This window comes from Leptospira hartskeerlii, assembly GCF_002811475.1.
In the GTDB taxonomy this organism is placed as follows: Bacteria; Spirochaetota; Leptospiria; order Leptospirales; family Leptospiraceae; genus Leptospira_B; species Leptospira_B hartskeerlii.
Genome location: NZ_NPDL01000009.1, coordinates 126238 through 141712, shown reverse-complemented (window position 1 = coordinate 141712; position 15475 = coordinate 126238). Strand labels below are relative to the sequence as shown.

At 41.7% G+C, this 15475-nt stretch carries 14 protein-coding genes; all 14 read left to right on the top strand.

What is annotated here, in order from left to right; genetic code table 11:
• Positions 1-172 precede the first annotated feature (172 nt).
• Entirely contained in the window at positions 173-1114 is a 942-nt protein-coding gene (locus CH352_RS16310) for a fatty acid desaturase family protein (RefSeq protein WP_100707915.1), read from the top strand.
• Positions 1115-1125: 11 nt separating this feature from the next.
• Positions 1126-4251, top strand: a complete 3126-nt coding sequence (locus tag CH352_RS16305; protein WP_100707914.1) for an efflux RND transporter permease subunit — start codon at positions 1126-1128, stop codon at positions 4249-4251.
• 194 nt (positions 4252-4445) lie between these two features.
• Positions 4446-5372 (top strand): aspartate carbamoyltransferase, encoded by a 927-nt coding sequence (gene pyrB / locus CH352_RS16300; protein WP_100707913.1) that lies wholly within the window; start codon positions 4446-4448, stop codon positions 5370-5372.
• Between the two features lie 10 nt (positions 5373-5382).
• Entirely contained in the window at positions 5383-5742 is a 360-nt protein-coding gene (locus CH352_RS16295; protein WP_100707912.1) for a DUF2203 domain-containing protein, read from the top strand.
• Between the two features lie 4 nt (positions 5743-5746).
• Positions 5747-6973 carry an LL-diaminopimelate aminotransferase gene (locus CH352_RS16290; protein ID WP_100707911.1) on the top strand — a complete coding sequence of 409 codons (1227 nt, stop codon included), beginning with the start codon at positions 5747-5749 and terminating at the stop codon, positions 6971-6973.
• Positions 6974-7045: 72 nt separating this feature from the next.
• Positions 7046-8065 (top strand): adhesin OmpL37 family surface protein, encoded by a 1020-nt coding sequence (locus CH352_RS16285; protein ID WP_100707910.1) that lies wholly within the window; start codon positions 7046-7048, stop codon positions 8063-8065.
• Positions 8065-8721, top strand: a complete 657-nt coding sequence (locus tag CH352_RS16280; protein WP_100707909.1) for a PROCN domain protein — start codon at positions 8065-8067, stop codon at positions 8719-8721. The genes CH352_RS16285 and CH352_RS16280 overlap by 1 nt, the downstream gene beginning before the upstream one ends.
• Positions 8722-8827: 106 nt before the next feature.
• Positions 8828-9949, top strand: coding sequence for a helix-turn-helix domain-containing protein (locus tag CH352_RS16275; protein ID WP_100707908.1), 1122 nt, complete (start codon positions 8828-8830; stop codon positions 9947-9949).
• A gap of 209 nt (positions 9950-10158) precedes the next feature.
• Positions 10159-11583: a transcription termination factor Rho gene (gene rho / locus CH352_RS16270; RefSeq protein WP_100707907.1), complete on the top strand. Its 1425-nt coding sequence runs from the start codon at positions 10159-10161 to the stop codon at positions 11581-11583.
• A gap of 24 nt (positions 11584-11607) precedes the next feature.
• The gene (rpmE, locus tag CH352_RS16265) at positions 11608-11808 is read left to right on the top strand and encodes a 50S ribosomal protein L31 (protein WP_008592280.1); all 201 of its coding nucleotides are present in this window, start codon (positions 11608-11610) and stop codon (positions 11806-11808) included.
• Between the two features lie 168 nt (positions 11809-11976).
• On the top strand, positions 11977-12771 hold the full coding sequence (locus CH352_RS16260; RefSeq protein WP_100707906.1) for a pentapeptide repeat-containing protein: 795 nt from the start codon (positions 11977-11979) through the stop codon (positions 12769-12771).
• Complete coding sequence (locus CH352_RS16255; RefSeq protein WP_100707905.1) at positions 12758-12949, top strand: hypothetical protein; 192 nt, start codon at positions 12758-12760, stop codon at positions 12947-12949. Before CH352_RS16260 ends, CH352_RS16255 begins: the two co-directional genes overlap by 14 nt.
• A gap of 81 nt (positions 12950-13030) precedes the next feature.
• A complete protein-coding gene (locus CH352_RS16250; protein WP_100707904.1) occupies positions 13031-14893 on the top strand; it encodes an esterase/lipase family protein in 1863 nt (620 codons plus the stop codon).
• Positions 14894-15144: 251 nt separating this feature from the next.
• Complete coding sequence (locus tag CH352_RS16245) at positions 15145-15462, top strand: hypothetical protein (RefSeq protein ID WP_243396428.1); 318 nt, start codon at positions 15145-15147, stop codon at positions 15460-15462.
• The last annotated feature ends 13 nt before the right edge of the window (positions 15463-15475 follow it).

The following is a 15475-nucleotide window of genomic DNA, read 5'->3' as shown; positions in this document are numbered from 1 at the left end:
CTTGTAACATTTTTGGAGCCGATTTTTTTCCAAAGAATAAACAGAATCAATTTATTTCTATACTTCCCGGTTGAATAAGATCGAACCTTTTTTTTCAAACCGACCGATGTCGCCACGTCTTAGTTCAACAGGTTGCTTGCAGAAAATTCCCCTCTCATCCGTTCTATCCTAAATGGAAGCTTCTATCCAAATCAGAGATCTACCATTTGCGAAAAATAGAATACTTTCGCTCGTGATCCTATTATTATTTATAAGCTTCCATTTTTTGTTGCCATTGGGACTCTTATTGGGTGGTTTTCCTTATTGGGCCGCTTGGGTTTTTGCTGCGGCCTTGGGACCGGTATCCTATACTTTTTGGAATCTGATCCATGAAAGTATCCATGGGAATTTTTCGAACGAAAGAAAACAGAATCATTTTTGGGGAAGGTTTCTTTGTATCGTGTTCGGGGCTCCTTATTCAGTTCTGAAATGTAGTCATCTGATGCACCATAAGTTCAATAGAGAACCTGGTGATCGGATAGAATTTTATGATCACAAATCTTGGAAACCAAGATGGTTCCAAAGTCTAAACTATTATTTCAGAATTACTGTGGCGACGTACATTTTTGAAGTAGGGACAGGGCTCCTACTTTCGCTGCCTTCTCGTTGGACAAAACGTATCGTAGACCGTTTCATCGAGTACCCGATAGAAGAAGGTTTTTTTAAGTGGATCTATCGTCCTGAAATTTTGGAAGAATTAAGAAAGGATATTTTTTGGATCTTGGCAATTTACATTCCTTCTTTCTGGTTGTTTGGAAGTAATTGGCCTTTGTTGGTATTCCTACTTCTGAGCAGGTCCTTCTTTATATCATTTTTCGATAATGCGTATCATTACGGGAAAGAAATTGATGATAAGAATTCCGCCTTTAATTTAACTCTGCCGAAAACGGTAAGTACGTTCTTTTTACATTTTAATTATCATAGGATTCATCACCGATTCCCAGGATGTTCTTGGGATCGATTACCTAAACAGATGGAGGTTTGCGGAGAAACCTGGGACAAAAGTTTTATAAAACAAGCGTGGAGCCAATGGGGCGGGCTCTTAGAACCTTTGGATGGAAAAATTTCTAAATAAAAAGAAAACATATGAGAACAATAATACAATCTTTCATTCACAATAGACTCTTCATGTATTTGGGAGTCATATTCATTGTTGCTGCGGGGGGAATGTCCCTTTGCGGTTTGCGCAGAGACGCTTTTCCAAATGTGGATATGAAGCAGCTCGTGATCACCACAAAATTCCCGGGAGCTTCTCCTGCGGATGTGGAATTACGGGTAACGTATCCTATTGAGGAAAAGATCAAAGAGATAGACGGTATAGATGAGATCCGTTCCTTCTCTCGTAACTCTGTTTCCGATATAGACGTACGTGTAAGCTTAGAAGAGACGGATCCTGAAAAAGTTTTGGATGAGATCCGAAGAGCAGTAGACAATGCAATCTCCGATTTTCCTCCTCAGGTAACCGAAAAACCTAAAATTACGGAAAGAAAATCAGGTTCCTTTCCGATCATGGACTTCTCTGTTTATGGTGGTACGGACGAGATTGAGCTTCATACAATCGCTGAATTTATAGAACTGGAACTGGAGAAGATCCCAGGAGTAGCCAGAGTAGACGTATTCGGAAAACGTGATAGAGAGTGGCATATTCTTGTAAATGCGGACAGGTTGAAACAATACCAATTGGATCTTTCCGATATCACAAGAACGATCCGGACTAGAAATATCAATTTACCTGCAGGTTCCGTAGATTCAGAAGATGCATTCGATTTGAGGATTGACGGAGAATTTAAACAGCCTTCGGAAATTGGAAAGATCCCAGTTAGGACGAATGACATATTCTCAACTGTTCGTATCGGAAATTTAGCAAGGGTAGAAGATACTTTCGAATACCCAAGATTTCTTGCGATCGCGAATGGACAACAAGGCTTGATCCTTTCTGTGATCAAAAAAGAAAGAGCGGATGCGATTGAAGTCGCAGACAATGTCCAAGTTAGATTAAAGGAACTGGAAAAAATTTATCCTGAAGGAATTAAAACATTCAAATTAAACGATGAAGCGAAAAGGACCAAGAATAGATTGAATGTGGTTTCTTCGAATGCGCTCATCGGATTTTTGATCGTTTTTGGGATTTTGTTTTTGTTCTTAGATTTCAGAACTGCGACCTTGACTTCCATGTCATTGCCTCTCTCGATGCTAATGACATTTGCAGCACTTCCTTTCTTCGATGTATCTTTTAACATGATCTCCATGATGGGACTTATCATCTCACTCGGGATGCTCGTGGATAATTCCATTGTAATTTCGGAAAATATTTATACCTACCTAGGCGAGAAGATGGACAAAACGTCCGCTGCCTTGAAAGGAACCACTGAGATGTTAGTGCCGATCTTTGGATCTTATCTCACTACTGTAGCAGCATTCCTTCCGATGTTATTTATGGCCGGGATCATGGGAAAATTTATCTGGCAGATCCCACTCGTTGTGATCATTGCATTAACTGCGAGCTTGATCGAGTCGTTCTTATTTCTTCCCGCGAGAATTGCAGCATTTGCAAAAACTCCGGATGAACTGAAGAAAACTTCTAATTTCAGAAAATCTTTAGATACATTCTTCGCAAGAATGGAGGAAAGATTTACCGATTTCGTGGCTTTTATGATCCGAAATCGGAACAAATCTTTCTTCGCGATCATATTTATTGTAATGGGTTCCTGCGGAGTCATGTCCCAGATGGACTTTATTCTTTTTCCGAAGGAAGATATTGAGATCTTCTTAATTAAAGCGGAGTTTCCTCCTTCTTCCAGGATATTCCAAACTAAGGAAAAAATGAAGTATATGGAAGAAATTCTGAAGAAAATCCCTAAAGATGAATTGGTAAGTTATTCTACCAAGATCGGTGTGCAACAGTCTGAGCCGAACGATCCACTCTCCAGATTCGGAGAAAATTTAGGAGTGATCCTAGTGTATCTGACTCCAGAATCAAAAAGGGTACGAAAGGCCTCTGAAATATTAGCTTCCATCGAGGATGATATCCGAAAAACACCAGGACTCTCCGATGTGTATTTGGAAGAACAGGCGATGGCACCTCCGATCGGTGCACCCATTACAATTGGAATACTCGGAAAGGATTATGAGGTTCTCAAAAAAGTTTCCGCAGATCTACAATCTTTCTTAAAAGGTATCAAGGGTGTACATTCCGTCCGAGATGATTATAGGAACGGACGCAAACAGATGTACATCCAGCTGGATGAGGGTTTGGAAAGTTTTACGGGAGTATCTACCTTCTCCGCAGCAAACATGCTAAGAACAGCCTATGATGGAGAGAGAGCGGGTAACGTTCGTCAAGGGAAAACTAAAATTTATCTGAGAGTAATGTATGATAAGAACTTCCGGAAAAATCCGGAAGAAGTAAAAAGTATTCCTCTCAGGAACAAGGCCGGAAATATCACAAACCTTGCAAAAATTTCCAGAATGGATCTGAAGGATTCTCCTGAATTACTTTCTCATAGGGATTTTGAAAGAGCGGTCACAGTAAACGCGGATATCAAGATCGAAACAGGTATGACTTCGAGGGAGGCGAACCAAAAGGTGATAGATGAGTTTAAACCTTTGATCGAAAGACAATACCCCGGAGTTTCCATCGTATTTGGTGGAGAAGAGAAGGACACACAAAGATCCATGGCCTCTCTCGGAAAAGCAGGACTCATTGCTTTACTCGGGATCTTTATCATTCTAGCATTAACTTTGCAGAATGTGGTAAGGCCTCTTCTGATCTTGAGTACGATCCCACTTGGATTCGTAGGGATCGTAGCAGGATTCGTATTGTCCGGAAAAGCGTTCAGCTTCTTGGCAATGATTGGGATCATCGGACTTGCGGGAGTTCTTGTAAACGCATCTATCGTGCTCGTGGATTGTATCGATTCTATTCGTAAATCTTCGAACGCGCCTCTGGATGAGATCTTAGTCGAAGCTAGCCGCAGAAGGTTCCGTCCGATCTTGTTGACTACCTTGACTACAGTTGCGGGACTTCTTCCTACTGCGTATAGCGTGGGAGGATCGGATCCGGTATTAATCCCGATGACTTTGGCATTAGGTTGGGGACTTGGATTCGGAACTCTCGGAAGTTTACTCTATGTTCCTGTAACACTTTCGGTCTTCAGTCATTTGAGAGCTAAGTTAGGATTTAAAACAAAGCCGGAACCTAAGCACCATTAATAAAAGGGAGCACAGAGTCTTTCACGCTAAGGCGCTAAGAAAAGAAGATATAGTTTTCCAAATTACGAAAATCTCTTCTAAACTTTGCGGCTTTGCGTGAGCCCAGCCTCAGTGTTCTCTGTACGAAACCGTTCGAAATTGACCCCCTTTAATTCTCTTGCCTCCGAGTCCGGCCAGATCAATCTGTCCAGAAAATGGCGTACGAGCATAAGAATATCCTGGATACGGACCAGTTCTCCAAAGAGGATCTGGACTTTTTAGTCGAGAGAACTCGTGAGATGGAAAGGCTGGTGGAGCAAAATAAGGCCTTTGGAATTTTAGAAGGCAAACTTCTGGCTTCTCTTTTTTTTGAAGCTTCAACAAGGACCCGACTTTCATTCGAAGCTGCCATGGAAAGATTGGGGGGAAGGGTAATCTCCACAGTAGGTTTCCAATTTTCTTCCATTTCTAAAGGTGAGACATTATACGATACCATGAAAATGGTAGAAGCTTACGCAGACATCGCAGTGATCCGACATCCTGTGGAAGGTTCATCTAGAATTGCTGCGGGTGCAGTCAAGATCCCTGTCATCAATGCCGGAGATGGAGCTGGACAACATCCAACTCAAGCACTACTCGATCTTTATACGATCATTTCCGAAAAAGGAAAATTAGACGGACTCACTCTTGCATTTATCGGAGATCTAAAATATGGAAGAACGATCCATAGTTTGATCAATCTTCTCCGCCATTATAAAGTTCACTTGTACCTGATTTCTCCGCCTGAACTTTCACTTCCTGAGTCTTATAAGAAGGGACTTGCAGGATTCCCGATCACTTTCGAGGAATCGGACGATATCAAGAAAGTCTGGGATTGTGATGTCGCTTATGTGACCCGCATCCAAGAAGAAAGATTTCCGGATCATAGAGAATACGAAAGATTAAAAGAATCCTTCAAGTTGAACAAAGAATTAATACTTGCATCTAAAAAAGAGACCATTGTTCTTCATCCTCTTCCGAGAGTGAATGAGCTCTCTACAGATGTGGACGATCTTCCGAACGCTGCATACTTCCGTCAGGCAAAATACGGAGTTGTAAGCAGAATGACGTTACTCTGTCTTTCGCTAGGCGTTCGTTTTTAAACGGAGTAGAATGGAACGTAAGATCTGGACATACGAAGAAGCGCGTAAAATTCTGCCCTATGTCAGATCCATCACGGAAGAATTTTACGAAACCGTGGGAAAGATCCACCAAGAACTGAAAAGCGGTTTATACCAAGAGAATGAACAAGAAGCCAGAGAGACCAAGGTAGAAGAGTTACTGGTAGATTGGTCCGGAAAGATCCGGGAACTTGGTATAGAAGTTAAAGGACTTTGGCTTGTGGATTTCGACAACGGAAAAGGTTATTATTGTTGGCATCTGGGAGAAGAGGATCTCCTTTTCGAACACGGATACGACGAGGGTTTTGCTGGACGCAAACCGATCCAAAACATAGACGAGGATTACGAATAATTCAATGGCGAATATAAACGAAAATTATCTGAAATTAAAAGCGGGATATCTTTTCCCGGAGATCGCAAGAAGAGTAAAAGTTTATTCCGAAAAACATCCTAATGCAAAGATCATACGACTCGGGATAGGGGACGTTACTCTTCCTTTGGCTCCTGCTGTTGTGGATGCACTCGTTTCTTCTTCCAAAGAAATGGGAACTCCGGAAGGATTCCACGGATATGGGCCCGAGCAAGGATATTCTTTCCTACTAAAAGCGATCGCAGATAATGACTATGCTCCTCTTGGTGTAAAACTGGACGAGAGTGAAATTTTCGTTTCCGACGGATCCAAATGTGACTGCGGAAATATCCAAGAAATATTCTCCCAGGATGCTAAGATCGCAATCGGAGATCCAGTATATCCTGTCTATGTAGACACTAACGTGATGGCGGGAAGAACCGGAGAAGCTGGCCCCGATGGAAGATACGCCAACCTGATCTATATGCCTTCCACGAAAGAGAATGGATTTCAGCCCGATTTTCCGAAAGAAAGACCTGATTTGATCTATTTATGTTTTCCTAATAATCCAACCGGAACAGTAGCTTCTAAAGAATCTCTCAAGGCTTGGGTGGAATACGCAAAAAAGAATAATAGTATCATACTTTACGATTCTGCTTATGAGGCATTCATCTCTGAACCAGGAGTTCCAAGGTCCATTTATGAGGTAGAGGGAGCGAGAGAAGTAGCCATAGAATTCCGTTCCTTCTCAAAAACCGCTGGATTTACAGGACTTCGTTGTGCTTACATCGTTATCCCTAAAGAATTAAAGGGAAAAACAAAAGACGGCCAGGAAGTTCCTATAGGACAACTTTGGAGCAGAAGACATACTACCAAATTCAACGGCGTTTCTTATGTGACCCAGAAAGCCGCCGAGGCAATTTATTCTCCTCAAGGGAAAAAAGAGATCCGTGCGAGCATCGATACTTATATGGCTAACGCCAAATTGATCCGAGAAGGTTTGATCAAAGCAGGGTACGAAGTATTCGGTGGGGTAAACGCTCCATATATTTGGCTCAAAACTCCGAATAATCTTAGCTCTTGGGATTTCTTCGACCAGTTATTGGATAAAGCACAGGTGGTAGGAACTCCAGGCTCCGGTTTCGGACCCGCGGGAGAAGGTTACTTCAGACTTTCCGCCTTTGGTAAAAAAGACGACGTGATCGAGGCAATCCGCAGGATCAGCGCTCTTTAAGGGCGCTTTTCCTTAAAAAAAAGAGAATATACATTTTGAAACCCTGCCGATAGACTACTAGTAGGGAAAGCTATGGGTTCGAAATATACACGCATTCTTCTTTTTATATTCGCTGCGGCGCCGATTTTTTTCACGGATAGGACTTACGCGGTTTCTCCCGACCAAACAAATCTCGCCATCCTGATTGATGAGAATAAGATAAATATAAAGTTCATCAACATTTGTGTGAGTAACCTTGCACCACCTTTGGAAGAAGGCGCAGGACCTAAATCCCAAGCAGGGGTGGCAACCGCTGCAGAGAATGCTCAATCCGGACAAACTGCAACTGCAGGCAGCCAGGGTGAACTTTTCAAAAAACTGAATACTTTAGACAATTATAGATCGTTTAAGAAGGCAAACCAAGCTGACTTCAACGGAAATATGTGGTATTTCCAGAGTAACTATAGTTTATCTTATAAAAATCTGAAGGCTGCACAAGGGGAGATGAAGGATATCTTCCAGGTAGTTCACGAAAATTATATTAAGACAGCTCGTACTCTTCTGGAAGCTGCTTCTCCAATGATCATTCGTTCCAACGATAAGATCGCACAACATTTATTGAAACTTGGCTTCCGAGATCTAAAAGCCTCTGAGGATAATTTTACTACAGCTTATAATTCTTCTCCTTATCAATTCAGAGTAAAGCTGGTGCTCTTTGGAGAAGGAATACAAGTAGCAAGGAGAGCCAGAAGATTCGCACTTCTTGCAATGATTGCAGCTAAAACTCCGAATGACGATAAACGTGAGTTCCAATTTGTGAACCTGGATGAGGTCAGAAATATTGCGGAGAAGGAAAATATTTCCGACTACGATCGTATCCGAAACACTCTTATCGATTATATAGACAACGAATTACTTTCGCCGAAGATAGCACCTCCCGGAGAAGGAAAAGACAATCCGGTAGATCTACTAGAAGTCCATGATGATAATTATAGCTTTATTACGAATGGAAGGGTTTCTTTTTTAGAAAAAAGTAATGAAGAGATCCGCGTAGACGATATTAAAGCAAAAGAAGCTCTACCTCCTGTTCCTGCACAAGGCGGAACCAACTAATGGATCTTCCTACTCCTGCCGAGATCATTTCCCTTAGGATGAAAGGCGGACGATTTTGGAAATGGCTCGTAGTATTTTCCCTAATCGCGGTGACAATTCTTGCAGGAAGGATCTATTCTTCTCAGTCCACCCAAGGATTCAGAGAAAGAAAAAAATCGGTAGATTCCAAAGTAAGAGTCTTGAGAGAGATCGGTAATTCATTCGAATCCTCGGAGCTTAAAAAAGACCTGCAAAAAATAGAAAATTACTCCGCTGACTTAAACTCTGCTTCTAAAGTAGGAAGTGTTCAGGAAAAATCAGACAGCCTGGCGTTACTCGAAAGAGCGCTTCCTGAGTCCATGAAACGTTGGTCTGAATTTGCGGAAACTTCTTCGGATAAACTTCTGCAGCATGTGGCAAAAGAATCCCGTTTTTTAAAAATGGAATCGGAAGAACATCACCCGCTTACCGCCAAAGAAGAAGAAAGAGCCAATGATTATTTCAGAATGGCGAGAGAAGAATGGCTTTCCGGAAATAAATTCCGTCGTGACGGGAACCATCTTTACGCATTAGTGCTATATAAAAGATCCTTAAAATACTCTCTATCCAGCTTAAAAGTATCCAAACTTCCTTATCCTGAAGAATATAAAAAAGCAGCAAACCGTTTAGTTAAGTAATAGCCTCAAAGTAAAAAAACTATTCTCGGCGTACAAAAAAGTAGAGGAATTTTCTCGCTTAGGCTTCAAAAGAGTCATTCTGGAGGAAAATATCCTCCTTCTCCCAATGAGAATCGAAGTTCTATATAAATTTTTTCTCTATAGTCCTGCCAGTCATTTACCTGTATGGGAAGAAGGAACAGGCTTACTAGGATTACTCCCCAAAGAAAGAGTTCTAATGGAACTCGCAGACTTAAGCGCTGCAGAGAGGGAATTCGAAAGGATCCCTGAGGAATTCTTAATCCGAGAAATTCCGGAAACCGTTCTAGCATTTTTCCAAAAACAAAGAACTATACCGGTATTAGGTCCCTTTGGAGAAAAATTAGAAGACTGGGATAAACCTAGGTTTCTCTCGGAACTCAGCAGATCCTCTTGGATGGCTAAGGAGACAGAAAAACCAAAAGTCTCTCCACAAAGAACGGAAGAAGAAAAAGCAAAACAAAGCCAATGGTTTATGGAAGTTCTTCTCCAAAACTTTCCGGATGGATTGATCGCGACGGACCTGGATGGACATACTGTATTTTATAACGAGACTTTCGAAAAAGACATACTCGTCAAAAAATGGTTTAGAGACAGCATTCTTCAGGCAGAAAAACTACTAAAAGAAATGTCCAAGGACCTACTCGGAAATTATCTAAAAAACCACGAGCTTAGATTGGAAGAAGGTAGACTTTCCGTTCAGACATTTCTTCCCGACCTGGATTGTATTGTAAGAGTATCTATCCTAAAACAAAAAGGAAAACCACTCGGCTATCTGTATCACTTCTCACCGGCTTCCGCAAAACTAAACAGCCAGGATGGTGAGGGATTTGAGTTCCCCTCCGTCACAGAAGCATTTAACCAAAAACTTCCACTCGAAACAATGTTAAAAGAAGTGGAAGGAAGTTATATTTATCATACGCTTAAAAGAAACCAAGAGAATGTTTCTCATGCTGCCTTGGATCTGGGAGTACCAAGAACCACTCTACAAAATAGAATTAAGTTTTTGGATTTAACTAGTAAGTTTAAATTGAATAAGGACCAGCCGATCCCTAGAAAGAAAACAGGCAAACAGAGCCCTCCTAAAAAGGCAGTTCAGTCGGCAAACAAACCTGCTGTCGCGGAAACCAAACCAAAGCCCGCATCTAAAAAAAAGCAGGTAAGTTCTAAGAAAAAATCTACGTCTAAAAAAAGGACAAAGCAAAAATAAAATCCTTGACAGAGCCTGTAATCTGGAAATAGTCCACATTAAGAGCCGACCCTTTCCTCTCTTCCGAGCAGACGCTCGTTTGAAAAAATAAGGGATTCCCCGGTCGCTTAAAAAAGAACCGACTACCCGGATCCTTCAAAACCCGCTCTTAATCGAATAAAAAAATGAATACAGGAAGGCACTCCTTCCAAATCCAATAACGGTATTCCATGGCTAACCCAAGACGAGACTCCAAGCCCCGAAACAACTATCAAAACAACAATAACGACGCACAAAACGACAATAACGAAGAAGAACCAAACTTACCGGAAGATGATCCGGAAACAGCGGAGATTCGTTCCCGAAAAAGACGTCGAGGTTCCTATGAGGGACCTACGCCTGCTCCTATAGATTTAGTAGCACTCAAGAAAACATCTATCTCGGAACTGATCGAAGTTGCGAAGAATTTAGGTGTAGAGAATACAGGCGGACTAAAAAAGCAAAACTTAATATTCGCCATTCTACAAGCCCAAGCGGAGAGGGATGGTCAAGTCCATGCTGCCGGCGTAATGGAAAGATTACCCGACGGATATGGATTTTTAAGATCTCCGGACTATAACTACGTTCCAGGTCCGGATGATATTTATGTTTCTCCTTCCCAGATCAAATTATTTGGACTAAGGACTGGAGACACAGTCGAAGGGCAGATCCGTCCTCCAAAAGAATCCGAAAGATTCTTCGCTATGCTTCGTGTGGAAACCGTAAACGGATACACACCGGACGTAGCAAGCAAACGTGCGTTATTCGACAACCTTACTCCTTTGTATCCAAACGAAAGATTGAGAATGGAGCATGATCCTTCTCAATTGGATACTCGGATCGTGGATCTGATGTGCCCGATCGGAAAAGGACAAAGAGCGCTCATCGTAGCACCACCTAGAACAGGAAAAACAATCCTGATGCAGAATGTTGCAAATGCGATTACTAGCAATCATCCAGAAGTGACTCTGATCGTTCTTTTAATTGACGAACGTCCGGAAGAAGTAACAGACATGGCTCGTAACGTAAGGGGAGAAGTAGTAAGTTCCACGTTCGACGAACCAGCTACCCGCCACGTACAAGTTGCAGAGATGGTGATCGAAAAAGCAAAAAGGCTTGTAGAACATGGAAGAGATGTGGTCATTCTACTCGACTCTATCACCCGTCTTGCACGTGCTTACAACCAGGTCATCCCGACATCCGGAAAAATACTCTCAGGTGGTGTGGACTCGAATGCTCTTCACAAACCGAAAAGATTCTTCGGGGCCGCTCGAAATATCGAAGAGGGTGGATCTCTCACGATCATAGCAACCGCACTTGTGGACACCGGATCTAAAATGGACGAGGTGATCTTCGAAGAGTTCAAAGGTACTGGTAATATGGAAATCCACCTGGATCGGAAACTTTCCGATAAGAGGATCTTCCCTGCGATTGACATCAACAAGTCCGGAACCAGAAAGGAAGAGCTCCTATTACCAAAGGAGACCCTCCAGAAGGTCTTTGTGCTCCGAAAAGTACTTTCTCCCATGAGCATCACAGAAAGCATGGAATTATTACTAGAGAAGATGAGGCAGTCTAAGACTAACGAGAGCTTCTTAGGTAGTATGAACGCCTAATAAGATTTTGGAAAAGGAGACAACATGAAAACAGACATCCATCCTAAATACGCTGACGCCAAAATTCGCTGCGCTTGTGGGGCGGTTTACGAGACTCGCACTACGGTCGGAGACATCCACGTGGAAATTTGCTCCAACTGCCACCCATACTTCACCGGAAAATCCAAAATCCTGGATACAACTGGTCGAGTAGACAAGTTCAAGAAAAAATACAAAATCTCCTAAGAGATTTACGGCTCGGAGCGTCCCCTTCGCACTTTGTGCGAAGGTCGGACTTGCTCGGCTCCCTTCGGGTCGCTTGCAACCCATGACGCGGACCAAAAAAGAAATCTTCCTTCCTAAAAATGCTTTCCTGCTCTACCAACAAAGTCTAATCTAAGAAAGGCAATCATCATGTCAGTAATGGATTTTAACAGATACAAAGAGATCAATGACCAAAGACTAAACTATAGAGAAATGGAAGATGCTACAGTTGTTTCCAACTATAGAAATGTGGGCTGTGGAGATGGGTATCGTATTTATCTCAAAATAGACGAGGACAGAAAAGTCACAGACGCAAGTTATACAACCACAGGCTGTGGTTTCGGGATAGTTGCACTTGCAATGGCCACAGAGATCGCTAAAGGTAAAACCATAGACGAGCTCAAAAACGTTACCACTGACGACGTCGAAAAACAATTCGAGTTCCCTGAACGTCGTAAAAATTATCCAGAGTCAGCAGTAGCTGCACTCCAACAAGCAATCCAAGATTACGAGACAGGAGAAGGGGTCCCGAAAGAAAGAAGGATCACTGCTGCAAAAGCAAAAGAATTACTCTCCCAAAGCGGAAGCCTAAAAGGAGAGGATCTATCTTCTATCATATTAGAAAAAGAAGATCTACATGGAGTGGATTTCTCCGGAGCAAATTTAAACAACGCATTCTTAACTAACTGTAATTTTGCTGGGGCCAATTTTGAGGGTGCAAGACTTCGTGGTGCTTTCTTGAACGGAGCAGATCTAACTGGAGCCAATCTAAAAGGTGCAGACTTACGTTGGGCGAAACTCGCAGGGGCCAAAATAGAAGGCGCTGACTTTACGGACGCAGTCTACGATATAGGTACGAGAGTTGACCAAAGACAAATACATATTTTCTCTTCCATGAAGAAGGAAGGAAAAGATATCTATATGGAGAAACATGAAGCCGGGTGATAAAGCCAAACTGACCAAAAGAAGTTTTCTTTTAAAGGGAGTGATCGTACTCACCGGAGCTCAGGTAGAGATCCAAGAGATCGACGGCGACAAAGTTTCTGTTCTTTATAACGACAGAGAAGGCTACCCGCATACCATTGAAGATCTTACTCTCGCTGATTTAGCTCCTATCGATTAAATAATTTTCGCACAGAGTTAGGTCTTATGGGTAAAACTTTTCGTAACTCACTTAACCTCAGTGGTCTCCGTGCGAAATAAAATGACTTACCGTACGTTTCTAATTTTGCTGATCGCATTTTTGTTACAATGCGGGACGGCGACTTATTCCACAATTTCCTATTCCAAATACGAACAGATCAGAGCGGTCCGTGAAAACGCGATCTCTTCCGAAAATTTAAGTCTGATCACCACCAGATTTTTAAAAAGTAACGATCTATATAAAAGATACCAAGAAGCTCCTAGAGTAGTCATTTACGATCTGGATAATAGATTGGTTGCTTTAAAAACAAGAGAGCTTGCCTATTATTTAGCCGAGTTGTGTTATCATGTAGGATCCGAACTTGATTTGGAAGATCCAATGTTCGGAAGAATGTTCGCCTCTTCCTTGGTGTATTCCTATACATATCTATTCGATAGGAAAGCGACTCCTGCAGCAGATCCATTCTCTATGGAGTTTAGATTTGCATTAGAAACATACAATAGATCTCTCGCGCAATTAGTTCGATTTGCCAAAAGAAATAGAAAACTCGCCAATCTTACGGACCTAAACCTTCCACTGATAAGAGGTACGCTTTCTATGGAAAAGGCAGAAGTTGAAACCGCTTGGACCCCGAAAAATTTCCTGGAAGTCGAAGTTGCCTACGATTATAAAAACGAAGGATTCTCAAACCAGATCAGTAAATTCGGAATAGGAACCCCTCTTATACTTATCCGAAAACACCCCGAAAAAGAACCGGAAGAAAGAAGGAAATACGAATTCGTAGCAGGTGTCGGACAAGCGTATCCAGGAACCGCACTCATTGCACTAGAGGAATCTTATTTAGAAAATCGTAATTTAACCTTAAAGGCAATTATCCATTTATATGATCCGGTGCATAGGGATCGGGTCCAATTTTCCGGATTGGATCTACCAATGGAAAGTGACACAACTACTCCATTGGCATATATGTTATCCGGCGCAGAAAAGAGAGACGGATTTTTTGCAAAGTTTGACGGAGAAGTCGGCTTAGAAAGAAAGGGACTCTATTTGGTATATCCTTACAGAAAAGGCAAGATCCCTGTAGTGTTTGTTCATGGACTTGCTTCTTCTCCGTTTATTTGGTTCCCGATGATCAACGAACTCTTAGCAGATCCTAAGATCAAAAATAATTACCAGTTCTGGGTATACTGGTATCCTACAGGAAATCCGATCACTATTTCTGCCGCGGACTTTAGGGACACACTACGAGATCTCCGAAAAACCTATGATCCCAAAGGAGAAGATTCCGCCTTCGACAAGATGATGCTCGTGGGTCATAGTATGGGCGGCCTTCTTTCCAAACTTATGGTGACCAAAAGTAAAAAAGAAGATTGGATGAAAGCCGCCAATGTATCTCCCGAGAAATTCGAGTCTCTTAACTTGGAGTCCAAAGAAGAAGTAAGACGAGTATTCGATTTTAAACCTTTACCATTTGTGAAAAGGGTGGTATTCATTGCCACACCACAGAGAGGTTCCAATCTTGCCGAAGGTTTTTTAGCATCTATCGCAAGGGCCTTATTCATACTTCCTAAAGGTGCTCTTCATAATATAGGAAAGGCTTACAAGTTTTTAACATCCGATTCGAAAGAAGAATCCATTCTTCCGGAAACCTATGGAGTAGACGGACTTTCCCCCAATAGCCTGTTCATGAAAGTGACCGGCGAATTGAAACCTGAGGTTCCATTTCATTCTATCATAGGAAATTCTAAGTTTAGAGACCTAGAATGGATCAATGATTCGGTAGTGCCTTACGATAGTTCTCATATAGATGGAGCAGAGTCCGAACTACTGATAGATTCGGATCATTCTGTCCAAGATCATATGCCCACTATTCTCGAAATTAAAAGAATTCTCTGGGAACATTCAGAGAATTCTAAGAAATAATTTCACTTTTCAGCGACTGATCTCTCGCCTTCTCTTGATCAATATCTTATTTCATGAATAATATTATAATTACATAATATTGTATTAAGTTTTTCAATTTTTTCTATCTCGAATCCGGATATTCAAAATGGTATATAATAGAATTTTTATATTTAATTTGGGATAAAAATATTTTTAGAAAAAATCTGCAAATAGATTTACTTCGAATGAAGGTCTGTTTTTCATTCGAAAAAAATATGAGAGATTTTTATATGTCAAAAATTTTTGTGTCTGTATTGTTGGCTCTGAGTATTAGCTTTATTAGTACTTCATGTTCCGATGTAAATGATCTGAACCCATTCAGCGTAGAAGAAGAACAGGATAAGGCATTCAAGCAGTTTTTACTTCTCGTGGCTCTAACTAATGCTGCGGCAAATACTCCTCCTCCTTGGTGGAATCCTCCAACTTCGGTTCAGGCGGAAGAGATTAAAGCGGAATGGGATAAGTTAGAGCCAGCTAAGAAAGCGGAGGCATGTGCGATCGCATTTGCTAATGGTGAAAAACCTCCAGAGGAGCTTTGCGCTAAATAGAAAGCGAATCAAC